The sequence below is a fragment of the Mesorhizobium sp. AD1-1 genome (genome assembly GCF_020164655.1).
Lineage (GTDB): Bacteria > Pseudomonadota > Alphaproteobacteria > Rhizobiales > Rhizobiaceae > Mesorhizobium > Mesorhizobium ciceri.
In genome coordinates this window covers 19,883-41,288 of sequence record NZ_JAIUGP010000025.1, presented here as the reverse complement: position 1 = coordinate 41,288, position 21,406 = coordinate 19,883, and the positions used below count along the sequence as shown (strand labels likewise).

Here is a 21,406-nt window from a genome sequence, read left to right as displayed (position 1 = left end):
TCTCAACCGGCGTAACGCATGGGTATTCATAAGGATGGTCGGCGGGACGGGACGCCTCACCATCGTCGCCGTGCAAGATGCTGAGCGTGATGATGGGAACGGCAGACGAAATGCTTCCATGTGGCGCTCTTGCCATCGTCGTCGGCTTTCGCCATGAAGGCCGATGAATTCGCCTCTGCCAGCCAGCGCACGCCAGCGGCTCGACGACCTGCTCGTCCAGCGCGGGCTGTTTGCCAGCCGCTCGCGTGCCCGCGACGCGGTCGAGCGCGGCACTGTGACCGTCGACGGCGTCATTGCGCGCAAGCCCGGCCAGAGCGTTTTGCCGCAATGTCACGTTGCCATCGATGATCCGGCGCAAGGCTATGTGTCGCGCGCGGCACTCAAGCTGATCGGCGGGCTCGATCATTTCGGCCTCGATCCTGCCGGCCGTGAAGCGCTCGACATCGGCGCCTCGACCGGCGGCTTCACCCAGGTGTTGCTCGAGCGCGGCGTGGCCCATGTCACCGCCGTCGATGTCGGGCATGGCCAGATGCATCCTGATATCGGCGGCGACCCGCGTGTGACGGTGATCGAAGGGCTGAACGCCCGCGACCTCGCCGTCACCGATCTCGGCGGGCGTATTCCGGATTTCATCGTCTCCGACGTCAGCTTCATCTCGCTGAAACTGGCGCTGCCGCCGGCCCTTGGTCTGGCCAAGGCTGGCGCAAAGGCCATGTTTCTGGTCAAGCCGCAATTCGAGGCCGGCAGGGAAGCGATCGGCAAGGGTGGTCTGTTGAAGGATCCCTTCGACGCCGCCCGTGTCGCCGGCCTGCTGCAGGATTGGCTGGACTCCGTTCCCGGCTGGCGCTCGCTGGGGCTGCATCTGTCGCCGATCGATGGCGGCGACGGCAATCGCGAATTCCTGCTCGGTGGGATCAAGGACCGATGAGCGCGCGCTTCAGCATCAGGAAACTTGGCGCCCAGGGCGACGGTGTCGCCGAGACCGAGACAGGCGATCTGTTCATTCCCTTCACACTGCCCGGTGAAACGGTCACCGCCGCGCGCGAAAGGGATCGCGCCATGCTGATGGCGGTGCTGGAAGCATCGCCGCTGCGCATCGATCCCGCCTGCCGCCACTTCACCGAATGCGGCGGTTGCGCGCTCCAGCATTTCGAAGCCGAAGCCTATCGCCAGTGGAAACGCGAAAAAGTGGCGCACATCCTGAAGGGCAAGGGCATCGATTGCGAGATCGGTGACCTGGTCGCCTGCGCACCGCAGACGCGCCGCCGTGTCGTGCTTGCCGCCCGGCGCACCGAGACAGGCATGCTGCTCGGCTTCCATCGCCATCTGTCGCCGGAGATCGTCGCCATATCGGAATGCCCGATCTCGCTGCCGGAGATCGTTGCCGCGCTCGATCGCTTGAAGGCGCTCGCCGAATTGGTCTGCGCAACCACCAAATCGTTCCGGCTGGCGGTCACCGTGACCGGTTCGGGGCTCGATGTCGCAGTTCACGAATCCGGCAAGCTCGGGGAGCACCAGCGCCGGATCGCGGCTAACTTCGTCATGGCGCAGGGCTTTGCCAGGCTGTCCATCGATGACGAAATCATCATCGAGCCGAAAAAGCCGGTGGTCATGTTCGGCAGCGTCGCTGTCGCCTTGCCGCCGGGCGCGTTCCTGCAGGCAACCGAGGCCGCCGAACAGGCGTTGGCCGACATCGTCGGCGGACATCTGAAGCGTGCCAAGAAGGTGGCGGATCTTTTCGCCGGTTGCGGTAGCTTTGCTCTGCGCCTAGCCGCGAAGTCGGAAGTCCATGCGGTGGAAGGCGATGCGGCAGCGCTTTCGGCGCTCGACCGTGGATCGCGCTTCGCCACCGGCTTGAAGCGGGTGACGGGCGAACGCCGCGACCTGTTCCGCCGGCCGCTGACGTTCAAGGAGTTGAATGCGTTCGACGGTGTGGTGTTCGACCCGCCGCGCGCCGGCGCCGAGGACCAGTCGAAGCAGATCGCCCGCTCGGATGTTCCCTACGTTGCTGCGGTATCCTGCAATCCGGTGACGCTGGCTCGCGACCTGCGCGTCCTCATCGACGGCGGCTACGCCTTGAAGAGCGTGACGCCAATCGACCAGTTCCTGTGGTCGCCGCATGTCGAAGCGGTGGCACTGCTGGAGAAGCCGAAGAAGCGGCGATAGCCTGGAGGCTTCGGCCCTACGAACTTGGCGACAGTCGTTTAGACGTGCCGCCGCGTTGGTTGATCGACACCCAGGTGTTTGGGTTCTGCTGCGACTGACGTTTCACGAAGTAATAGCCCGTCGCGTTCCAGGGCCTGATCTCATTGACCAGATTGTCCAGGACAAGATCGCCCTTGTCGGTTTTCACCGTCAGAATGGTGTGGCCTTCATTGTCCAGGTCGCGCACCACGGTCATCAGCAACGCCTGCCGGGGGAATCCCGCTGCCAGAAGAAGCTTGCGCTTGTAGAGCGCGTAGATCTTGCAGTCGCCCTTGCCGTCCACCGGATAGTCCCAGTGATCCGCCATCGTACCCCAGTGATCGAAATTGCTGACGGGTTTGATGGCGCTGTTCGCCTTGTGATTTATCCGCTTGAGGATGCGTAGGTTCTGCGCGGTCAGCTTGATATTCGCGGCCGGCAGAGCGGGCACCTTGCACTCCTTTGGCCGGCGATGGCAGAAATCGACCCAACCGTAGGGGACGCTGGTGCTTCCACCAACTGCGGCAGATTGCGTCGATCGCGACTTGAACAATGTCGACTGTGCCGCCGCCGGACTGGCTTGCAACGATGTCGCGCCAATCAACGAAACGAAGCCAAGCAGGAAAGAGGAGGTCAGGACGCCGGGGAAATGCCGCATTGCCAACACCACCGCAACCAGAGGGCCGGCACTGCGTTCGTGCGGAAACGGCAGCCCAGGCAGTTAAACACCTAACAATTTCCTAATGCCGATTGTGTTCACTTCAAGGTGCAGCCGGGAATTCAAACTGGAAAACGCAAGCATCAGCCGGCGCATTCGGTCTGACGCGACCATCAGGCGCCAGCGACGGACCTTTGTCATGCTTCCTGCACGCTGTCATATCCCGCCGTCTTTGCAGCCTTGGCAAATTACGATCAAAGGTTGCAAGCCAGCGCAATGAGCTGATTTCCCCAGATGCAGAGCATCTGCGAAATCCATTCCCTTCTTCGCGAGGTCGAGTGCGGACGACACCACCGCGCTGTCCGCGACCTCTACTGTTGGGAGCCCGCCAAATGTCCGCAGCGCGATGTCAGGCGCCGCATAACCGTAAGCGCCGGCGCAGCTCTCATGATGGCGCTCTCGGGTGCGCACGTCGCCTGGATTTTGCGAAAGATCGCTCGAACCGGGCTATTGCCGTCCTATGCACTTGGCATCGCGGCCATGACGTTTGTCACAGCTGCGCTGTATGTCTCCGGCCACGACGGGACCGTCGACTGCCTGAGTGCTTGGGTCAAATATGCGATCGGTGGCGTCATCGCCTTCCTGATTCTCTACACGACTTCGCGCCGGTCTATCGGCAAGGCATAACGGCCCGGCCAGCGGGGCCGTTCGCTCAGACCCGCGTGCCGCCCACCGTCATCTGGTTCATGCGCAGATGCGGCTGGCCGACGCCGACCGGCACGCCCTGTCCGGCCTTGCCGCACATGCCGATGCCGGTGTCGAGCTTCATGTCGTTGCCGATCATCGAGACGCGATGCATGGCGTCCGGACCGTTGCCTATCAGCATCGCGCCCTTGATCGGCTGCGTCACCTTGCCGTTCTCGATCATGTAGGCCTCGGTGCAGCCGAACACGAATTTGCCCGAGGTGATGTCGACCTGGCCGCCACCGAAGGAGACGGCATAGATGCCGTTCTTGACCGAGGCGATGATTTCGTCCGGCTCCATGTCGCCCGCCGTCATATAGGTGTTGGTCATGCGCGGCATCGGCTGGTGTGCGTAGCCTTCGCGGCGGCCGTTGCCGGTTGCCTTCATGCCCATCAGCCGAGCGTTCTGGCGATCCTGCATGTAGCCGACCAGCTTGCCGTCCTCGATCAGCACATTGCGGGCCGAAGGCGTGCCTTCGTCGTCGACTGTCAGCGAGCCGCGCCGCTCGGGCATCGTACCGTCGTCGACGACGGTCACCCCCTTGGCGGCGACCTGCTGGCCGAGCAGTCCGGCGAAGGCCGAGGTCTTCTTGCGGTTGAAATCGCCTTCCAGCCCATGGCCGACGGCCTCGTGCAGCATGACGCCCGGCCAGCCGCTGGACAAGACGATGTCGAAAGTGCCGGCCGGCGCCGGTATGGCCTCGAGATTGACCAGGGCTTGCCTGAGCGCCTCCTTGGCGGCGTGCTTCCAGCTGTCCTCGACCAGGAATTCGCCAAACGCCTTGCGGCCGCCCATGCCGTAGGAGCCGCTCTCCTGGCGGTCGCCATTGCCGACAACGACGGAGACGTTGACGCGGACCAGCGGGCGGATGTCGCGCACCACCTGGCCGTCGGCGCGCACGATCTCGACATGCTGCCAAGATGCGGCGAGCGATGCCGAAACCTGCCGCACGCGCGGATCCTCGGCGCGCAGCCAGGCGTCGATTTCCTGCAAGAGCTTTGCCTTGGCCTCGAAGGAGGGCGAGGGGATCGGGTTCTCTTCGCCATAGAGATGACGGTTGGTGCGGGCGGGTGCGGCGGCAAGCGTGCCGGAATAGCCGCCCTTGACGGTCGAAACGGCATCGGCCGCGCGCAGCAGCGAAGCTTCGGAGAGATCGCTGGAATGGGCATAGCCGCTGGCTTCGCCGGCAACCGCGCGCAGGCCAAACCCTTGGTCGGTGTTGAAGTTGGCGGTCTTCAGCCGGCCATTGTCGAACATCAGCGCTTCGCTCTCGCTGTATTCGAGGAACAGCTCGCCGTCATCGGCGCCGTTGATGGTTTCGGCGACGATCTGCTTGATGCGATCGTCTGAAATGTCGAATTGGCCGATCAGGCTGTTCATGGCGCGTCCGTTCACAGGAGGAATGGGTCTTTGCCACGATGTAGGCGCGAAGGTGCGCCGAGACAATCGCTCAGCCGCATTGTGAAGACAAAAGCGGTTTGCCAGCAGACCGTCGACGTCACTTCTGGTTGATGAAGCCGGTGATGTCGCCGGGCTTTCAGGGGAGGGCGGCGAAGCCGTCGGCAAAACCCTTGAGGTCGACCGGGATGCCGATGCCTTCTTCCGGGGTCTGGAAGACAATGAAGGTGGCCGACGTGCCGGTCTTCAGCGTGTCGAGAAGCGGCTTTTCGAGGATAACCTCGGCATAGCAGCCGTCCTGGAAACAGCGCACGAAATAGGCGCGACCGATGTCCTTGCCGTCGACATTGAGGCCAAGCCCGTTGGGCAAAAGCACGCCGAGCGGCGCCAGCACGCGCAGGATCTCCGCCTTGTTGTCGGCGGTGCGCAGCACGACGACCGACAGTCCCATCTCCGGACGGTCCTCGGCGACGACGTTCTGCATCATCACGCATTGTTCCGAGGTGGCACCGGCCGGCGTGTCGCAGATGATCGACCATGCGCCATGCGTCGAGCGAACGGTACCGCTCGGTTGCGCGGCGTTCGCCGTGCCGGACACGATCGCGGACAAGCCGATGCCAGACAGGGCGGCGAAAAAGATGACCTTCGCCCAGTTTCTCGAAAACCGAGAGTTTCTCGAAAGCCAGTAATTCATGACGGCTCCATTGCGAATCACGGCACTTTAAGCCGCGCCAAAGCCAAGTAAAGGACGAGACCGCACCAGGTCTGCCCCGAAAAAGCCAATACGGCGCTTTTCCCTGCCAATTTCGCCCGAATTGCGACGTTCGGCACGTGCGACCCGCGGGAATGCCGCTGTGGGTTCAATGTAGGCGATTCGGGGCTGCCGCGGCTGCCTCCAAAGGCACATCCGGGCTTGCGCGCAAAAATGCCGCACGGTTTCGTCCGCTCCTTTCTTGCGGAGGGAAAAAGAGTATGGTTTGAACCAGCTTGAAACTGTCGGGATTCCCGTCCCGGCATTGTTCGTTATTCTCGTGGGTACCACAGCGAGGAACTGGGAGACGATGAGGGCGATGAGAAATTTCCTGGCAAACGCCAAGGTTCCAGCAAGTGCCAAGTTTCTAAGTGCTTGTGCCGCTATCACGTTTTTCGCCGGCGCATCCGCCCATGCCGACCAGCCCAAGAACTGGGAGACAACCTTCCAGGCGCCGGCGACCGACATGATGCGGCAGATCGAGTGGTTCGGGAACTACACAATGTGGTTCATCGTCCCGATCACCATCCTGGTGCTGATTCTTCTCGCCTATTGCATCATCAGATTCCGCGCGAGCGCCAACCCGGTTCCATCCAAGACCAGCCACAACACGTGGATCGAGTTGATCTGGACGATCGGACCTGTCGTCATCCTGCTCCTCATCGCTATCCCCTCGTTCCAGCTGCTGACCGCGCAATATACGCCGCCGGAAGAAGCAAAGCTGACCGTCAAGGCGACCGGCAACCAGTGGAACTGGGACTACGAGTACCAGACCGACAACACGCTCTCTTTCAACTCCGCGATCCTCCAGGACGCCGAACGCGCCGCTGCCGGCAAGGAGGACCGCAAGGTCTACCCGCGCCTGCTGGCCGTCGACAACGAGCTGGTCGTGCCGGTCAACACCATGACCCGCGTGCTCGTCACCGCGACCGACGTGATCCACTCCTTCGCCATGCCGTCGTTCGGCATCAAGATCGACGCCGTTCCTGGTCGCACCAACGAGACCTGGTTCAAGGCGGAGAAGGAAGGTATTTTTTACGGCCAGTGCTCGCAGCTCTGCGGCAAGGACCATGCCTTCATGCCGATCGCCATCCGCGTCGTCTCCGATGCGCAGTTCAAGACCTGGCTGGCGGCAGCCAAGACCGATCTGCCCGGCGCCAACAAGACGCTGATGGCCGAGGTCGACGGCCAGAACAAGGTAGCGGCCGCCGGCAACTGATGCCGCGGGTTAGCAAGATTTAGGGAACGGAGCGGAACATGGCAGACGCTGCAGCTCACGACGGGCACGACCACAAGCCTTATCACGGCTGGGTGCGCTGGGTTTATTCGACCAACCACAAGGACATCGGCACGCTCTACCTGATCTTCGCGATCATGGCCGGCATCATCGGCGGCGCCTTGTCGGTCGCCATCCGCATGGAACTGCAGGAGCCTGGCATCCAGATCTTCAGCGGTCTGGCGCAGATGGTCTACGGCATGAACGGTGACGCCGCGATCGACGGCGGCAAGAGCATGTACAATGCCTTCGCCACCGCGCACGCCCTGATCATGATCTTCTTCATGGTCATGCCGGCGCTGATCGGCGGTTTTGCCAACTGGATGGTCCCGATCATGATCGGCGCGCCCGACATGGCGTTCCCGCGCATGAACAACATCTCCTTCTGGCTGCTGCCGCCGGCCTTCATCCTGCTGCTCACCTCGATGTTCATGCCGAGCGCTCCGGGTGCCTATGGCGTCGGGGGCGGCTGGACGCTTTATCCGCCGTTGTCGACCTCGGGCCAGCCCGGGCCGGCCATGGATCTGGCGATCCTGTCGATCCATATTGCCGGTGCCTCGTCGATCCTCGGCGCCATCAACTTCATCACCACCATCTTCAATATGCGCGCGCCTGGCATGACGCTGCACAAGATGCCGCTGTTTGCCTGGTCGGTGCTGATCACCGCCTTCCTGCTCCTGCTGTCGCTGCCGGTTCTGGCCGGCGGCATCACCATGCTGCTCACCGACCGCAATTTCGGCACCACCTTCTTTGCGCCCGATGGCGGCGGCGACCCGATCCTGTTCCAGCACCTGTTCTGGTTCTTCGGTCACCCTGAAGTGTACATCCTGATCCTGCCGGGCTTCGGCATCATCAGCCACGTCATCTCGACCTTCTCGAGGAAGCCGGTGTTCGGTTACCTCGGCATGGCCTACGCCATGGTGGCGATCGGCGCCGTCGGCTTCATCGTCTGGGCGCACCACATGTACACGACCGGCCTGTCGCTCGATACGCAGCGCTATTTCGTCTTCGCCACCATGGTCATCGCGGTGCCGACAGGCGTGAAGATCTTCTCCTGGATCGCGACGATGTGGGGCGGGTCGATCTCGTTCAAGACGCCGATGCTGTGGGCGCTGGGCTTCATCTTCCTGTTCACCATAGGCGGCGTCACCGGCGTCCAGCTGGCCAATGCCGGCCTCGACCGCTCGCTGCATGACACCTATTTCGTCATCGCCCACTTCCACTACGTGCTGTCGCTGGGCGCGGTGTTCGCCATCTTCGCCGGCTGGTACTACTGGTTCCCGAAGATGACCGGCTACATGTATTCGCCCGTCATCGCCAACACCCACTTCTGGGTCACCTTCGTCGGCGTGAACCTGATCTTCTTCCCGCAGCACTTCCTCGGTCTCGCCGGCATGCCGCGCCGCACCATCGACTACCCCGATGCGTTTGCCGGCTGGAACTATGTGTCGTCCATCGGCTCCTACATCTCGGCCGTCGGCGTCCTGATCTTCCTCTATGGCGTGTTCGAGGCCTTCCAGAAGAAGCGGATCGCCGGCGCCAACCCATGGGGCGAGGGCGCAACGACGCTCGAATGGCAGCTGCCTTCGCCGCCGCCCTTCCACCAGTGGGAACAGCTGCCGAAGATCAAGTAAGGCGGCTGCCCGCTCGAATACGAAACCGCCGGTCCGCCGGCGGTTTTGGCCAACGGATGATGGACTTAAGTACGCATGGCCCTTGTCGACGACCCATTGATTGACGAAGCGGGCTTTCGCATGTCGGAAGCGACGGCGGGCGATTTCTTCGCGCTGCTGAAGCCGCGCGTCATGTCGCTGGTGGTGTTCACCGCCTTTGTCGGCCTGGTCGCCGCCCCCGTGACCATCAACCCTCTGCTGGCGGTGATCGCCATCCTGGCTATTGCGATAGGTGCTGGCGCCTCCGGCGCGCTCAACATGTGGTACGATGCCGACATCGATGCCGTGATGACCAGGACCGCCAGCCGCCCGGTCCCGGCCGGTCGCATCCAGCCGCACGAAGCGCTGACCTTCGGGCTGGTGCTGTCGGTGCTGTCGGTGATGACGCTCGGCGTGCTGGTCAACTGGCTGGCGGCGACGCTGCTGGCCTTTACCATCTTCTTCTACGCCGTCGTCTACACGATGTGGCTGAAGCGCTGGACGCCGCAGAACATCGTCATCGGCGGGGCCGCCGGCGCCATTCCGCCCGTGATCGGCTGGGCCGCGGTGACCGGGACGGTCAGCCTCGAAAGCGTTGTCTTGTTCCTGATCATCTTCCTTTGGACGCCGCCGCATTTCTGGGCGCTGGCGCTGTTCAAGTCCGAGGACTATGCCAAGGCCGGCATTCCGATGATGCCCAACGTCGCCGGCCACGCTTCGACGCGCCGCCAGATCTTCGCCTATGCGCTGGTGCTGGCCCCGGTCGGCGTGCTGCCGTGGATGCTCGGCTATACCACGCCCTTCTATGGCGTGGCCGCCCTGTTGCTCGGGGTCGGTTTTGCCTGGTACGCGTGGAAAGTGCTTGGCATGGCCGACGATGACCGCGTCATGAAACCGGCCAAGGCCCTGTTCGCCTATTCGCTGCTTTATCTCTTCGCCATCTTCGCTGCCTATCTGGCCGACAGCGTTGTCGAACGCGCGCTTGCCATGGGTGGAGCATGACCATGATCGAGGAAAAGCTCGAGACCGTCACGTTGACCAAGCGTCAGAAGAAGGCGCAGCGCAGCCGTTCCATCGCCATCGGCGTGGCGCTGGCGCTGCTGGTGGTCATTTTCTACATCGCGACGATCGTGAAGTTCGGCCACAATCTGGGCACGATGTGATGAGCGTCGAGAAGTCCAGGAAAGCGGCGGGCAAGAACAGCAACGTCATCGTCGCGGCTGTCTGCCTCGCCTTCTTCACCGGCATGATCGGCATGGCCTATGCCGCGGTGCCGCTCTACAAGATGTTTTGCCAGGCGACCGGCTATGGCGGCACGACGCAACGTGCCGAGAAGCAGTATGCCGGCCGCGTGCTCGACCGCGAGATCACCGTCCGCTTCGATGCCAACGTCGCCGGCGTGCCATGGGAGTTCCAGCCGGTCCAGCGCTCGATGACGATGAAGATCGGCGAGACCGTGCAGGCGCACTACCAGGCGACCAACAAGTTCGATCGTTCCGTGACCGGCCGCGCCACCTTCAACGTGCAGCCTGAGCTGGCGGGACCCTATTTCAACAAGGTCGAGTGCTTCTGCTTCACCGACACGACGCTGAAGCCCGGCGAGACGCTGGACATGCCGGTCCTGTTCTACGTGGACCCCGACATCGTCGATGTGCCGGAGCTCAAGGACGTGAAGACGATCACGCTGTCCTACACGATGTTCCCGGTCGAGAAGACCAAGCCGGTCGCCTCCTCGGCGCCGGCCGATGGCAACAGCAAGACAATTTCGAATACCGAAGCAAATCTCGGGGGTTGATATGGCAGACGCGCACGCAAAACCACAGCATGACTATCATCTCGTCGACCCGAGCCCATGGCCTTTCCTAGGCTCGGTAGGGGCGCTCGTCATGGCCTTTGGCGGTGTCGCCCTGATGGAATATCTGAAGGGCGGGTCGTTCCCGGTCTTCGGCTTCAACATCGCCAATCCGTGGCTGTTCTTCATCGGCCTCGTGATCGTCCTCTACACCATGTTCGCCTGGTGGTCGGACACGATCAAGGAAGCGCATGAGGGTCATCATACGCGGGTCGTGTCGCTGCACCTGCGCTATGGCATGATCATGTTCATCGCCTCGGAGGTGATGTTCTTCGTTGCCTGGTTCTGGGCCTATTTCGATGCCAGCCTTTTTGCCGGTGAGGCACAGAACTACGCGCGCGCCACATTTACTGGTGGCGTCTGGCCGCCGAAGGGCATGGAGGTTCTCGATCCCTTCCATTTGCCGCTCTACAACACCGTCATCCTGCTGCTGTCGGGCACCACGGTGACCTGGGCGCACCATTCGCTTCTTCACGGCGACCGCAAGGGGCTGATCAACGGCCTGGTGCTGACCGTCGGCCTCGGCATGCTGTTCACCATGGTGCAGGCCTACGAGTACATGCACGCTCCGTTCGCTTTCAAGGATTCCATCTATGGCGCCACCTTCTTCATGGCGACCGGCTTCCACGGTTTCCACGTCATCATCGGCACCATCTTCCTGTTGGTCTGCCTGATCCGGGCGATGAAGGGTGATTTCACCCCCAAGCAGCATTTCGGCTTCGAGGCGGCCGCCTGGTACTGGCACTTCGTCGACGTGGTCTGGCTGTTCCTGTTCGCCTCGATCTACGTCTGGGGATCGGTCGGCGCGGTGATCGAGGGCCACTGATCCAGGCCTGAGGGATTTTCATTTCTGGAGGCGGCCGCGGCAACGTGGCCGCCTTCTTCTTTTTGGCGCAATGATCGCTGATCGATAGCCAATGCGACTGACAATCTTCCGGGCTATTTGCGCATTGATGATCGGGGCACTCCCGGCCTTTGCCGGCGAGAAGGTGGACCTGGTGCATGTTCACAAGGCCGAACGCCGGCTGGAACTGATCGGCGACGGCAAGGTCCTGCGAAACTACGGCATCGCGCTCGGCGGCGATCCCGTCGGGCACAAGCACCAGGAGGGCGATCAGCGCACGCCCGAGGGGAACTATGTCCTCGACTGGCGCAACCCGAACAGCATCGCGCACAGATCGATCCATATTTCGTACCCCAATGCCGACGATGAGGCCGCCGCCAAGGCGCGCAATGTCGGCGCGGGCGGCATGATCATGATCCACGGCCAGCCGAATGGTTATGGCTGGTGGGGCTGGCTGCTTCAATTGGTCGACTGGACCGACGGCTGCATTGCGGTTACGGACTCCGACATGGACGAAATCTGGGCGCTGGTGGCCGATGGCACACCGATCGAAATCGAGCGGTAAGCAATGAGCGACGACGCTCCCATGAGTGAAGACAGAGCGATCTGGCCGCCGATCGATCCGATCTCGGCCGGCCTGCATGGCCGCTGCCCGCGCTGCGGCGAGGGGCGGTTGTTCTCCGGCTTCCTCACTGTCGGCAAGCGCTGCGTCAATTGCGGCCTTGATTATTCCTACGCCGATGCCGGCGACGGGCCGGCGGTGTTCGTCATCCTGATCATAGGCTTCCTTATCGTCGGCCTGGCGCTCTGGGTTGAAGTCACGCTTAGCCCGCCGCTCTGGCTGCATCTGCTGGTCTGGATTCCGCTGGCTGTCGTGCTGTGCCTGGCGGCGCTGCGGCTGATCAAAGGCGTGCTAATGACGCTGCAATACCGCAACAAGGCGGCCGAAGGCCGGTTGGATCGCGGCGAATGAGCGAGGCAACCGTTAAAGCCGATGGCCGATCGCGGCCTAGGACGGCATTGCTGCTCGGCCTTGGCCTTGTGCTGTTCCTGATCCTGCTGGCGCTCGGCACTTGGCAGGTCCAGCGCCTGTATTGGAAGGAAGGCCTTCTGCAGACCATCGACCAGCGCACTCATTCAGCGCCGCGGCCGCTGGCCGAGGTCGAGAAAGAATTCGCAGCCACCGGGGACGTCGATTATACGCCCGTCACCGTCACCGGCACGTTCCTGCATCAGGGCGAACGGCATTTCTACGCAACCTGGGAGGGTGATGCCGGCTTCAATGTCTACACGCCGCTGGCGCTCGACGACGGCCGCTTCGTCCTGATCAATCGCGGCTTCGTGCCTTACGATCTGAAGGACGCCGCCAAGCGCGCCAAGGGACAGGTGACCGGCAGAGTGACGGTCACGGGGCTCGCTCGCAACCCCCTGCCAGCAAAGCCGTCGATGATGCTGCCCGACAACGATGTGGCGAAGAACATCTTCTACTGGAAGGACCGCGACGTCATGGCGGCGAGCGCGGGCCTGCCGGCTGGGTTCACGCTGGTGCCGATCTTCATCGACGCAGACAAGACGCCAAATCCAGGCGGATTGCCGGTTGGCGGCGTCACCATCATCGACCTGCCGAACAGCCATCTGCAATATGCCGTCACCTGGTACGGGCTTGCCGCAGCGCTCGCCGCCGTGCTCATCCTGCGGCTTCGTCGCCCCGCGAAAAAGGAATGAACGCGAGCGACGCCCCCTTTCTACCGATGCCCTTGACAGGGCAGGGGTGCGCACCTCATTTCGGCTTTGATCAACCGGCCCGGATTTAATGCTTCAGACAACCACCAAACCACCTCTGACGATCCGGCTCTGCCAGCCGCGCGGTTTTTGCGCCGGTGTCGACCGTGCCATCCAGATCGTCGTGCTGGCGCTGAAGAAATATGGCGCGCCGGTCTACGTCCGCCATGAAATCGTGCATAACCGCTACGTCGTCGAGGGGCTGCAAAGCCTTGGCGCCGTCTTCATCGAGGAACTCTCCGAGATCCCGGCCGAACATCGGCAGTCGCCCGTCGTGTTCTCGGCGCATGGCGTGCCGAAATCGGTGCCGGCGGATGCGAAGGCGCGCAATCTCTTCTATCTCGATGCCACTTGCCCGCTGGTGTCGAAGGTCCACAAGCAGGCGATGCGCCATCAGCGGCTCGGCCGTCATGTGCTGTTGATTGGTCACGCCGGACATCCCGAGGTGATCGGCACCATGGGCCAGCTCCCGGACGGAGCGGTGACCCTGATCGAAACCGAAGCCGATGCCGCAAAGCTCTCGCCCGTCGATCCGCAGGCGCTAGGCTTCGTTACCCAGACCACATTGTCGGTCGAGGACACCGCCGGCATCATCCGCGCCTTGCAGGATCGCTTTCCGGCGCTGCAGGCGCCAGCGGCGGAATCGATCTGCTATGCCACCACCAACCGCCAGGAAGCCGTCAAGGACACCGCGCCGGGCGCCGATCTCTATCTGATCGTCGGCGCGCCGAATTCATCCAATTCGCGACGACTTGTCGAAGTGGCGGAGCGTGCAGGCGCCACCATGTCGCTTCTCGTGCAGCGCGCCGCCGAGATTCCGTGGAATGACATCGGCAACATTTCGACGCTCGGCCTGTCGGCCGGCGCGTCGGCGCCCGAAATCATCGTCGACGAGATCATCGACGCGTTCCGGCAGCGCTTCGATGTCACGATCGATCTGGCCATCACGGCCACGGAAACGGAGGATTTTCCGGTCATGCGGGTACTGCGCGATGTCGAACTGACGCGGGCCGACATGGCCTTCGTCAATGGAGCCGCGTAAGGCACATGGCGGTCTACACTGACGTCGCGGAAGGCGAACTCGGCGCATTCCTGAAGCACTATCCGGTCGGCGATCTCCTGTCCTACAAGGGCATCGCCGAAGGCACCGAGAACTCGAACTTCCTGCTGCACACCTCGAGCGGCTCCTACATCCTGACGCTCTATGAGAAACGCGTCGAGAAGGCGGATCTGCCGTTTTTCCTCGGGCTGATGGGCCATCTCGCCTACAAGGGCGTGTCCTGCCCGCTGCCGGTGACCGCCCATGACGGCAGCGTCATCGGCACGCTCGCCGGCCGGCCGGCGGTCATCATCACCTTCCTGGAAGGGCTTTCGTTGCGGCGGCCCACAGCCACGCATTGTGCCGAGGTCGGCAAGGCGTTGGCGCAATTGCATCTGGCCGGCGCCGATTTTTCGATGACGCGTCCGAATGCCCTGGCCATCGACGGCTGGCGCAAGCTCTGGGACGCAGCGCGCGACCGCGCCGACGAGGTCGAGCCGGGCCTGGCGGCCGAGGTTGATGCCGACTTTGCCGATTTTGAGCGCAACTGGCCCAAAGACCTGCCGCAAGGCATCATTCATGCCGATCTTTTCCCGGACAACGTTTTCTTCCTCGGCGAAAAGCTCTCCGGCCTGATCGACTTCTATTTCGCCTGCGACGACCTCTATGCCTACGATGTCGCCACCTGCCTCAACGCCTGGTGCTTCGAGAAGGATTTTTCCTTCAACCTGACCAAGGGCAAGGCGCTGCTCGCCGGCTACCAGAGCGTCCGGCCCCTGAGCGACCAGGAAAAGGCTGCGCTGCCGATGCTGGCGCGCGGTTCGGCGTTGCGCTTCATGCTGACCCGGCTGTACGACTGGCTGACCGTCCCCGATGGCGGGCTGGTGATGAAACGCGATCCGACCGAATACATCAGAAGGATGCGGTTCCACCGGGCGATCAAATCTCCTTCGGAATATGGATTGGCCTGATATCATGAGCAAACAGGTTGAGATCTTCACCGACGGCGCTTGTTCGGGCAATCCCGGCCCTGGCGGCTGGGGCGCGATCCTGCGCTTCAACGGCACCACCAAGGAGCTTTCCGGCGGTGAGGCCGAGACGACCAACAACCGGATGGAACTGTTGGCTGCTATCTCGGCGCTGAACGCGCTGAAGGAACCGTGCACGGTCGAGCTTCACACCGACAGCAAATACGTCATGGACGGCATTTCCAAGTGGATCCACGGCTGGAAGAAGAACGGCTGGAAGACCGCCGACAAGAAGCCTGTCAAGAACGGTGAACTCTGGCAGGCGCTCGACGAGGCCAACAAGCGCCACAAGGTCACCTGGAACTGGGTCAAGGGCCATGACGGCCATGTCGAGAACGAGCGCGCCGACGAACTCGCGCGCGAAGGCATGGCGCCGTTCAAGAAAGGCCCGTTCAAGCCTGCAGCAGCGCCAAAGCCTGCTGCGCCGGCAATCGCGAAGGTGCGGCGCTCGACCCAGAGCTATTGAATTTCAGGAGCGGCGCGGCTCGGGTACGAAGAAGCGGATCAGCCAGCGGGCGGCGGCAACTACTACGATATCGGCGCGCATCCCGTTGTCTACGGCTGGCAGCCGATCGACAGGCCGACACAGCCGTAAGCGCTTATCGTATCAGCAGCGCCGTGCCCCAAAGCCCAAGTGCGAACACCGTGTGCGACACCAGGTTCAGCGCCCGGATCCGCATCGGGTTGGGCCGCTTCGAGGCGGCCCAGCCGGCGCCCATGCCGGGTGCCAGCAGGAACCAGCCGGCGCCGACGGTGACAATGCCGAGGATGAAGGCCGGCAGAAATGTCGGCGCGGCAAGCCAGCCCGCTCCGGCCAGCACCACCAGGATGATGCCGTAGATGATGCCGACAAAATAGTGAAAGGCCCAACCCAGCGCCTTTTCATGCGCGTATGGTGCTGTATCGCCGATATCGTCGTGAAAGACCTTGTCACGGAGATGCCAGACCCAGCGGCCGACCGGCCCCCAGTTCGGCCGTGGCTGGCCGAACGCCTTGTGCAGGAAGATGGCCCAGAGATCCATCAGCACGGTGGCGCCGACGCCGATCGCGATAGCGCGCCAGAAGATGTCAAACATCGCTAGGATCCCCCCAAAGCAACCCATGAACCACAAGCGCCATCGCCGTTGCGGCCGAAGGCGCACTGAAGTTCAGAGCTGTCCCAGAATATGGGCCGCGCCGGACTCGTCGACACCGGGCTTGGTCTCGACATTGAGCGCGGTGACCTTGCCGTCGTCGACGATCATCGAAAATCGCTTCGAACGCAGCCCCATGCCGCTGGCGGAAAGGTCATTGTCGAGGCCCACTGCCTTGGCGAAATCGCCACTGCCGTCGGCCAGGAACAGGATCTTGCCCTCGCCGCCGGTGAAGCGCGCCCAGGCGCCCATGACATGGACGTCATTGACCGAAACGACGGCGATGGTGTCGACGCCGCGCGCCAGGATGGCGTCATGGTTCTCGAGATAGCCGGGCAAGTGGTTGTTGCTGCAGGTCGGCGTGAAGGCGCCGGGAACTCCAAACAGAACGACCTTTTTGCCCGGGAAGATCTCGGCCCCGGTGATCGGCTTGGCGCCGTCGTCGGTCATCGTCTTGAAGGTCACGTCAGGCAGCTTGTCGCCAACGGAAATGGTCATGGATTCCTCGCTTGGGAAAATGGGGAAGGACGTGTCTTTGCGTAGCGAACCCAACGGCTTCCTGCAACCGTTGCGATGGGCTGGATCAAGGGAAAGGCAGAACCCCTTCGACAGCGCCCGCCGCACTCGTCAGCGTATAGTGAAGCCCGCCATCGGTCGGCGTCGTCGAGGGGCGGTCGAGGATCGGCACGGTGAAAATCAGCTTGCCGTCCTTTTCGCTGCGGGCCGGGGTGCCGAACATGTAATCCCGCTCGCCGGCAACGAAGAAATCCGCCGCCGCCGGATCGCCGGGAAAGCTCGCCTCGACAATCAGCGTCTCATGGTCGCCCGGCAGCACATTGATGCCGAAATCGGACCTCGCGGGCGCAGGCAGTGCCGTAAAACTCGCCTTCACCAGCGCCGCGTCCTCGGCATTGTCCGGATCGGAGGCGGGGTCGACGGTCAGCCGCGTCTGCACCGGAATGCAGATCGTTTCGCAGATGCCGAGAAAGATGTCGGCATCGATCACCGCCGGCTGGTTCGGCGTCGCCAGCGTGAATGTCACCGGCAGAGAGACCGGATAGTTGTAGCCCGCCCATTTGCCATAGCCGTCGTCATGGCGCTGCGGCGCCGGAAACGACAGAGCGGCGTCGGCGATGTTGGTGCTGGCCGAAATGTCGAGTTGCGGCGGCACGCCCGCGTCTCCCGGATCGCGCCAATATGTCTTCCAGCCGGGCTTGAGCGCTATGTCGAGAACGCCCTGTATGCGGCCGGCATCGTCGGCTTTGCCTGATGTAACCAGCCGGACCTTGCCGCCTTCGCTGTTGTACCACGCCGACGAAGAGGCGGCGGCGGGAAGAGCGGTGGCCGATCCGATGGCGGCGCCGAGCAGCAGGATTTTCAAGCTTCGCATGGCGGTGATTTGATCGTCCGTTCGTGGCCGCGCAATGATTTCATGGCCTTGCCGGTATCATATTTGCGTGACTTCGAGGGAGAAGAATGTTCGAGCCGCCGCCACAGGCTTTGGTCGAATCCAGCACGGCGCATCTTTTCGGCGCTTTGGAAACGCGTTACGCTCCCTTCATGGACTTGTTGCGCCACAAGAAGACGGTCGCCAGTCGCGGCTTTCTCGACGATCAGTTCCTGATTGCCATGCCCGGCATGAAGGACGACCGTTTCACGCGCTCGGTCATCTATGTCTGCGCCCATTCCGATGAAGGCGCCATGGGCCTGATCATCAACCAAACGCAGCAGATGCTGTTTCCGGACTTGCTCGTGCAACTGGGCATCATGAACGAGCAGGAGGCAATCCGCTTGCCGGCTCAGGCCCGCGATTTCGTCGTGCGCAATGGCGGCCCCGTGGATCGCAGCCGGGGCTTCGTCCTGCATTCGGGCGACTATCGGGTGGAATCGTCGCTGACCGTTTCCGACGACATCTGCCTGACGGCGACCGTCGACATATTGCGCGCCATATCGTCCGGCCGCGGGCCTCGTCATGCGCTGATGGCGCTCGGCTATTCCGGCTGGGGCGCCGGCCAGCTGGAGACCGAGATCGCAGAAAATGGCTGGCTGACCTGTCCGGCCAGTGCCGAGCTTCTGTTCGACACCGATATCGAGCGCAAATACGACCGGATCCTCGCCTCGATCGGTATCGACCTTGCGCATCTCAGCCTCGCTGCCGGACACGCCTGATCCGTTTACGCTTGCGTCAGCGGATACTGCTCTTTCAGCGTCTTCAGCACCTGGTCGCCCGGCATCGGCGCGCCGAACATGAAGCTCTGGACATATTCGCAGCCCATCTGGCGCAGTTCCAGCGCGTCGCTCTCGTCCGAAATGCCCTCGGCGACGACGGACAGGCCGAGTTCATGCGCCATGTTGACCATCGATTTCAGCAGCACCGCGCGCTTGGGCGTGTTGTCGTCGACGAAGCTCTTGTCGATCTTGATGGTGTCGAAGGGGAAACGCGTCAGATAGGCCAATGAGGAATAGCCGGTGCCGAAATCGTCCAGCGACAGGCCGATGCCGAGCTGCTTCAGCTTGGTCAGCACATGGGCGGTCTGCTCGGGATTGTCCATGACAAGCGATTCGGTGAGTTCGAGCCGGAAGCAGCGCGGCTTCAGATTGGCCCGAGCGATGACCGAGCGGACGTCGCTGACCAGGTCGCGGCGGATCAACTGGCGGCTGGACAGATTGACCGAGACCGACAGCGGCGCGTCGCCGATCTGCTTTTGCCAGCTGGCGAGGTCTTCCGCCGCTTGCTGCATGGCAAACAGGCCGAGCTGCACGATCAGGCCGCAGCTTTCGGCGACCGGGATGAAATCCGCCGGCGGGATCATGCCGCGGCGCGGGTGGTCCCAGCGCAGCAGCGCCTCGAAGCCGGCGACGCTGCCGTCCTCGAGCCGCACGATCGGCTGGTAGGCAAGCGTGAATTCGCGTCGCTCGATGGCGCGGCGCAGGTCGGATTCGAACTGCAGCCTGTCGGTGCCGACAGTGCGGAAAGCCGGACGGAACGGCTCGATCCTGTCGCCGCCGAAGCGCTTGGCCTGATGCATGGCAAGCTCGGCATCCTTGACCATGTCCTCGGCCGACATCTGTGGCGAATTCCAGGTGATCAATCCGATCGAGGCGGTCAGCACGATCTCGCGCTTGGCAAAGGTGATCGGATTGTTGATAGCATGCTTGATGGCATCCGCCACGGCGGCGATGCGGGCCGGGTCCTGTTCGGACAACAGCATCAGCGCGAACTGGTCGCCGGCAAAGCGCGACAGCGAGTCCTTCGGCTTGAGCAGCCGGTGCAGGCGACGCGCGATGGTCAAGAGGATGGTGTCGCCGGCCGAGATGCCGAGTCCGTCATTGACCTGCTTGAAACGGTCGATGTCGATGACGAAGACGGTCGGGCGCACCTTCTCTTCGGTGCGCGCGATCGAGATGATCGCTTCCAGCCGGTTCATCAAAAGTTCGCGGTTCGGCAGGCCGGTCAGGTTGTCGTGCACGGCATCGTGCAGCAGCCTTTCCTCGGACTTTTTCTGCTCCGTCACGTCGACCATGGTGCCGACGCAGCGGATGACCTCTCCATCGGATCCGATGACCGGGCGCGCGCGCAGCGAGAACCAGTGATAGTGGCCGTCAGCGCCGCGCAGTCGGAAGTTCTGCGACACGCGGCCGCGCCGGTGCTCGAGCACGACGTCGAGCGTCGTGCGGAACGTGTCGCGGTCGTCGGCATGCAGCACCGGCAGCCAGTTACGCGCCGCACCGCCGAGGCTGTTCGGTGCCAGCCCGAGTTGGATGCTGACATCGGGCTTGGTGACGACGCGGTCGCGCAGCACGTCCCAGTCCCATACCGTGTCGCCCGATCCGGCGACAGCAAGCGCCTGCCGCTCCAGATCGGAGAACAGGCCCTGATGCAGCGCGCCGCCGGCAAAGGCATGCTGCATGACAGTGAAGCCGATCAGCAGGATGATCAGGATCAGCCCGCCGCCCAGGGCCGGCTGGGCGATGTCGTTGTCGAGCATGCCGGTGATCGCCATCCACGATCCGCATAGCCACAACAGCACCATGACCCAACTGGGCACCAGCATGATCGCACGATCATAACCACGAATCCCGAGGAAGATGATCAGGCCAAGCCCCGTCAGTGCGGTGGCGGCGAAGGACAGTCTGGCGATGCCGGCGGCGACCGCCGGATCGACGATCGCAACGCCGGCGATCAGCACCAGCCCGAGGATCCAGACCAGTGCGCCATAACTGAAATGGCCGTGCCATCGGTTGAGGTTGAGATAGGCGAACAGGAACACCACGAAGGTTCCCGCCAGCGCCACCTCCGTTCCCGCCCGCCACATCTGCTCATTGCCGGGCGAGATCTCGATGACCTTGTTGAGGAAGCCGAAATCGACGCAGATATAGGCCAGTACCGCCCAGGCAAGCGCGGCGGTCGCGGGGAACATCGAGGTCCCCTTGACCACGAAAAGGATGGTCAGGAACAGCGCCAGCAGGCCCGCAATGCCGATGACGATGCCGCGAAACAGCGTGTAGGAATTGACCGAGTCCTTGTAGGATTCGGGATCCCAGAGGTAGACCTGCGGCAGCTTCGGCGAGGCCAGTTCGGCGATGAAGGTGATCACCGTGCCGGGGTTCAGCGTCACCCGGAAAACGTCGGCGTCGGGACTGGTCTGGCGGTCGAGCGCGAAGCCTTCGCTGGGCGTGATGGCAGCGATGCGGGTCGAGCCCAGATCCGGCCAGAAGATGCCGGAATTCACCAGGCGGAAATGCGGTGCGACGATCAGCCGGTCGAGCTGCTGGTCGGTGGTGTTGGCGAGCGCGAAGACAGCCCAGTCGCCGGTCGAACGGGCATCATTGGCCTCGACCTCGATGCGCCGAACGATGCCGTCCGGACCCGGCGCGGTCGACACCTGGAAATTCTCGCCCTGGTTGCGGTAGATCTCGACGGCGCCGGAAAGGTCGAGCGCGACGTCGTCGCGGGCGATCTTGATCGGCTCGACGGCGAAGGCCGACGATGCCGCCCACAGCGTCAGGAGTGTCGCGAGGACAATGGCGAACAGCGGCCCGTTGCGCAGGAATTTCGTCAAA

At 62.9% G+C, this 21,406-nt stretch carries 23 protein-coding genes; 16 read left to right on the top strand and 7 right to left on the bottom strand.

All coding sequences use genetic code 11. The annotated features are described in order from the left end of the window. The first annotated feature begins 163 nt into the window (after positions 1–163). Together LB519_RS30135 and LB519_RS30130 are read left to right on the top strand one after the other, a co-directional pair. Entirely contained in the window at positions 164–928 is a 765-nt protein-coding gene (locus tag LB519_RS30135) for a TlyA family RNA methyltransferase (protein ID WP_013532785.1), read from the top strand. Next, entirely contained in the window at positions 925–2,166 is a 1,242-nt protein-coding gene (locus LB519_RS30130) for a class I SAM-dependent RNA methyltransferase (protein ID WP_224621856.1), read from the top strand. The genes LB519_RS30135 and LB519_RS30130 overlap by 4 nt, the downstream gene beginning before the upstream one ends. A gap of 16 nt (positions 2,167–2,182) precedes the next feature. Here the strand turns inward: LB519_RS30130 and LB519_RS30125 are convergent, their stop codons facing one another. Then, entirely contained in the window at positions 2,183–2,842 is a 660-nt protein-coding gene (locus tag LB519_RS30125; RefSeq protein ID WP_064995142.1) for a transglutaminase-like cysteine peptidase, read from the bottom strand. A gap of 447 nt (positions 2,843–3,289) precedes the next feature. Between LB519_RS30125 and LB519_RS30120 the strand changes: the two genes are divergently transcribed. Beyond that, positions 3,290–3,529 (top strand): hypothetical protein, encoded by a 240-nt coding sequence (locus tag LB519_RS30120; RefSeq protein ID WP_224621855.1) that lies wholly within the window; start codon positions 3,290–3,292, stop codon positions 3,527–3,529. A 25-nt stretch (positions 3,530–3,554) separates the two neighbouring features. On the opposite strand, the gene tldD is transcribed toward LB519_RS30120, so the two are convergent. Further along, the gene (tldD, locus tag LB519_RS30115; RefSeq protein ID WP_027164150.1) at positions 3,555–4,967 is read right to left on the bottom strand and encodes a metalloprotease TldD; all 1,413 of its coding nucleotides are present in this window, start codon (positions 4,965–4,967) and stop codon (positions 3,555–3,557) included. 157 nt (positions 4,968–5,124) lie between these two features. Further along, entirely contained in the window at positions 5,125–5,679 is a 555-nt protein-coding gene (locus tag LB519_RS30110; protein ID WP_013532781.1) for an invasion associated locus B family protein, read from the bottom strand. A gap of 376 nt (positions 5,680–6,055) precedes the next feature. On the opposite strand from LB519_RS30110, the gene coxB reads away from it, so the two are divergent. The 12 genes from coxB to rnhA all read left to right on the top strand — a co-directional run bounded on the left by coxB (position 6,056) and on the right by rnhA (position 15,675). Then, positions 6,056–6,955 (top strand): cytochrome c oxidase subunit II, encoded by a 900-nt coding sequence (coxB, locus tag LB519_RS30105; protein ID WP_013532780.1) that lies wholly within the window; start codon positions 6,056–6,058, stop codon positions 6,953–6,955. A 38-nt stretch (positions 6,956–6,993) separates the two neighbouring features. Next, positions 6,994–8,646, top strand: coding sequence for a cytochrome c oxidase subunit I (gene ctaD, locus LB519_RS30100; RefSeq protein ID WP_013532779.1), 1,653 nt, complete (start codon positions 6,994–6,996; stop codon positions 8,644–8,646). 75 nt (positions 8,647–8,721) lie between these two features. Next, positions 8,722–9,666 (top strand): heme o synthase, encoded by a 945-nt coding sequence (locus LB519_RS30095; RefSeq protein WP_024503612.1) that lies wholly within the window; start codon positions 8,722–8,724, stop codon positions 9,664–9,666. Between the two features lie 2 nt (positions 9,667–9,668). Beyond that, entirely contained in the window at positions 9,669–9,827 is a 159-nt protein-coding gene (locus LB519_RS30090) for a hypothetical protein (protein ID WP_224621859.1), read from the top strand. Continuing rightward, the gene (locus tag LB519_RS30085) at positions 9,827–10,459 is read left to right on the top strand and encodes a cytochrome c oxidase assembly protein (RefSeq protein ID WP_224621854.1); all 633 of its coding nucleotides are present in this window, start codon (positions 9,827–9,829) and stop codon (positions 10,457–10,459) included. Before LB519_RS30090 ends, LB519_RS30085 begins: the two co-directional genes overlap by 1 nt. 1 nt (position 10,460) lies before the next feature. Next, positions 10,461–11,342, top strand: coding sequence for a cytochrome c oxidase subunit 3 (locus LB519_RS30080; protein ID WP_013532775.1), 882 nt, complete (start codon positions 10,461–10,463; stop codon positions 11,340–11,342). Between the two features lie 91 nt (positions 11,343–11,433). Then, positions 11,434–11,925 carry a murein L,D-transpeptidase family protein gene (locus LB519_RS30075; protein WP_224621853.1) on the top strand — a complete coding sequence of 164 codons (492 nt, stop codon included), beginning with the start codon at positions 11,434–11,436 and terminating at the stop codon, positions 11,923–11,925. Between the two features lie 21 nt (positions 11,926–11,946). Next, on the top strand, positions 11,947–12,333 hold the full coding sequence (locus tag LB519_RS30070; RefSeq protein ID WP_224621852.1) for a DUF983 domain-containing protein: 387 nt from the start codon (positions 11,947–11,949) through the stop codon (positions 12,331–12,333). After that, positions 12,330–13,085, top strand: a complete 756-nt coding sequence (locus tag LB519_RS30065) for an SURF1 family protein (protein WP_164753766.1) — start codon at positions 12,330–12,332, stop codon at positions 13,083–13,085. The genes LB519_RS30070 and LB519_RS30065 overlap by 4 nt, the downstream gene beginning before the upstream one ends. 88 nt (positions 13,086–13,173) lie before the next feature. Next, the gene (gene ispH, locus LB519_RS30060) at positions 13,174–14,184 is read left to right on the top strand and encodes a 4-hydroxy-3-methylbut-2-enyl diphosphate reductase (RefSeq protein ID WP_013532771.1); all 1,011 of its coding nucleotides are present in this window, start codon (positions 13,174–13,176) and stop codon (positions 14,182–14,184) included. Positions 14,185–14,189: 5 nt separating this feature from the next. Beyond that, complete coding sequence (locus LB519_RS30055) at positions 14,190–15,152, top strand: homoserine kinase (protein ID WP_024503619.1); 963 nt, start codon at positions 14,190–14,192, stop codon at positions 15,150–15,152. 4 nt (positions 15,153–15,156) lie between these two features. Continuing rightward, entirely contained in the window at positions 15,157–15,675 is a 519-nt protein-coding gene (gene rnhA / locus LB519_RS30050; RefSeq protein ID WP_027164143.1) for a ribonuclease HI, read from the top strand. A 133-nt stretch (positions 15,676–15,808) separates the two neighbouring features. On the opposite strand, the gene LB519_RS30045 is transcribed toward rnhA, so the two are convergent. From LB519_RS30045 to LB519_RS30035, 3 genes are all read right to left on the bottom strand, one after another. Further along, the gene (locus LB519_RS30045) at positions 15,809–16,285 is read right to left on the bottom strand and encodes a DUF2938 domain-containing protein (protein ID WP_013532768.1); all 477 of its coding nucleotides are present in this window, start codon (positions 16,283–16,285) and stop codon (positions 15,809–15,811) included. Positions 16,286–16,357: 72 nt separating this feature from the next. Beyond that, the gene (locus tag LB519_RS30040; RefSeq protein WP_027164142.1) at positions 16,358–16,840 is read right to left on the bottom strand and encodes a peroxiredoxin; all 483 of its coding nucleotides are present in this window, start codon (positions 16,838–16,840) and stop codon (positions 16,358–16,360) included. Between the two features lie 85 nt (positions 16,841–16,925). Next, positions 16,926–17,732: a protein-disulfide reductase DsbD domain-containing protein gene (locus LB519_RS30035; protein WP_027164141.1), complete on the bottom strand. Its 807-nt coding sequence runs from the start codon at positions 17,730–17,732 to the stop codon at positions 16,926–16,928. Between the two features lie 170 nt (positions 17,733–17,902). Here LB519_RS30035 and LB519_RS30030 point away from each other — a divergent pair, with 170 nt between their 5' ends. Then, positions 17,903–18,511, top strand: a complete 609-nt coding sequence (locus tag LB519_RS30030) for a YqgE/AlgH family protein (protein WP_013532765.1) — start codon at positions 17,903–17,905, stop codon at positions 18,509–18,511. A 5-nt stretch (positions 18,512–18,516) separates the two neighbouring features. On the opposite strand, the gene LB519_RS30025 is transcribed toward LB519_RS30030, so the two are convergent. Then, entirely contained in the window at positions 18,517–21,405 is a 2,889-nt protein-coding gene (locus LB519_RS30025) for an EAL domain-containing protein (RefSeq protein ID WP_013532764.1), read from the bottom strand. Position 21,406 lies beyond the last annotated feature (1 nt).

Excerpts from the sequence above, each read along its gene's own strand:
- LB519_RS30135 (WP_013532785.1), top strand. The coding sequence starts at position 164 with ATGAATTCGCCTCTGCCAGCCAGCGCACGCCAGCGGCTCGACGACCTG.
- LB519_RS30130 (WP_224621856.1), top strand. The coding sequence starts at position 925 with ATGAGCGCGCGCTTCAGCATCAGGAAACTTGGCGCCCAGGGCGACGGT.
- LB519_RS30125 (WP_064995142.1), bottom strand. The coding sequence starts at position 2,842 with ATGCGGCATTTCCCCGGCGTCCTGACCTCCTCTTTCCTGCTTGGCTTC.
- LB519_RS30120 (WP_224621855.1), top strand. The coding sequence starts at position 3,290 with ATGATGGCGCTCTCGGGTGCGCACGTCGCCTGGATTTTGCGAAAGATC.
- tldD (WP_027164150.1), bottom strand. The coding sequence starts at position 4,967 with ATGAACAGCCTGATCGGCCAATTCGACATTTCAGACGATCGCATCAAG.
- LB519_RS30110 (WP_013532781.1), bottom strand. The coding sequence starts at position 5,679 with ATGAATTACTGGCTTTCGAGAAACTCTCGGTTTTCGAGAAACTGGGCG.
- coxB (WP_013532780.1), top strand. The coding sequence starts at position 6,056 with ATGAGAAATTTCCTGGCAAACGCCAAGGTTCCAGCAAGTGCCAAGTTT.
- ctaD (WP_013532779.1), top strand. The coding sequence starts at position 6,994 with ATGGCAGACGCTGCAGCTCACGACGGGCACGACCACAAGCCTTATCAC.
- LB519_RS30095 (WP_024503612.1), top strand. The coding sequence starts at position 8,722 with ATGGCCCTTGTCGACGACCCATTGATTGACGAAGCGGGCTTTCGCATG.
- LB519_RS30090 (WP_224621859.1), top strand. The coding sequence starts at position 9,669 with ATGATCGAGGAAAAGCTCGAGACCGTCACGTTGACCAAGCGTCAGAAG.
- LB519_RS30085 (WP_224621854.1), top strand. The coding sequence starts at position 9,827 with ATGAGCGTCGAGAAGTCCAGGAAAGCGGCGGGCAAGAACAGCAACGTC.
- LB519_RS30080 (WP_013532775.1), top strand. The coding sequence starts at position 10,461 with ATGGCAGACGCGCACGCAAAACCACAGCATGACTATCATCTCGTCGAC.
- LB519_RS30075 (WP_224621853.1), top strand. The coding sequence starts at position 11,434 with ATGCGACTGACAATCTTCCGGGCTATTTGCGCATTGATGATCGGGGCA.
- LB519_RS30070 (WP_224621852.1), top strand. The coding sequence starts at position 11,947 with ATGAGTGAAGACAGAGCGATCTGGCCGCCGATCGATCCGATCTCGGCC.
- LB519_RS30065 (WP_164753766.1), top strand. The coding sequence starts at position 12,330 with ATGAGCGAGGCAACCGTTAAAGCCGATGGCCGATCGCGGCCTAGGACG.
- ispH (WP_013532771.1), top strand. The coding sequence starts at position 13,174 with ATGCTTCAGACAACCACCAAACCACCTCTGACGATCCGGCTCTGCCAG.
- LB519_RS30055 (WP_024503619.1), top strand. The coding sequence starts at position 14,190 with ATGGCGGTCTACACTGACGTCGCGGAAGGCGAACTCGGCGCATTCCTG.
- rnhA (WP_027164143.1), top strand. The coding sequence starts at position 15,157 with ATGAGCAAACAGGTTGAGATCTTCACCGACGGCGCTTGTTCGGGCAAT.
- LB519_RS30045 (WP_013532768.1), bottom strand. The coding sequence starts at position 16,285 with ATGTTTGACATCTTCTGGCGCGCTATCGCGATCGGCGTCGGCGCCACC.
- LB519_RS30040 (WP_027164142.1), bottom strand. The coding sequence starts at position 16,840 with ATGACCATTTCCGTTGGCGACAAGCTGCCTGACGTGACCTTCAAGACG.
- LB519_RS30035 (WP_027164141.1), bottom strand. The coding sequence starts at position 17,732 with ATGCGAAGCTTGAAAATCCTGCTGCTCGGCGCCGCCATCGGATCGGCC.
- LB519_RS30030 (WP_013532765.1), top strand. The coding sequence starts at position 17,903 with ATGGACTTGTTGCGCCACAAGAAGACGGTCGCCAGTCGCGGCTTTCTC.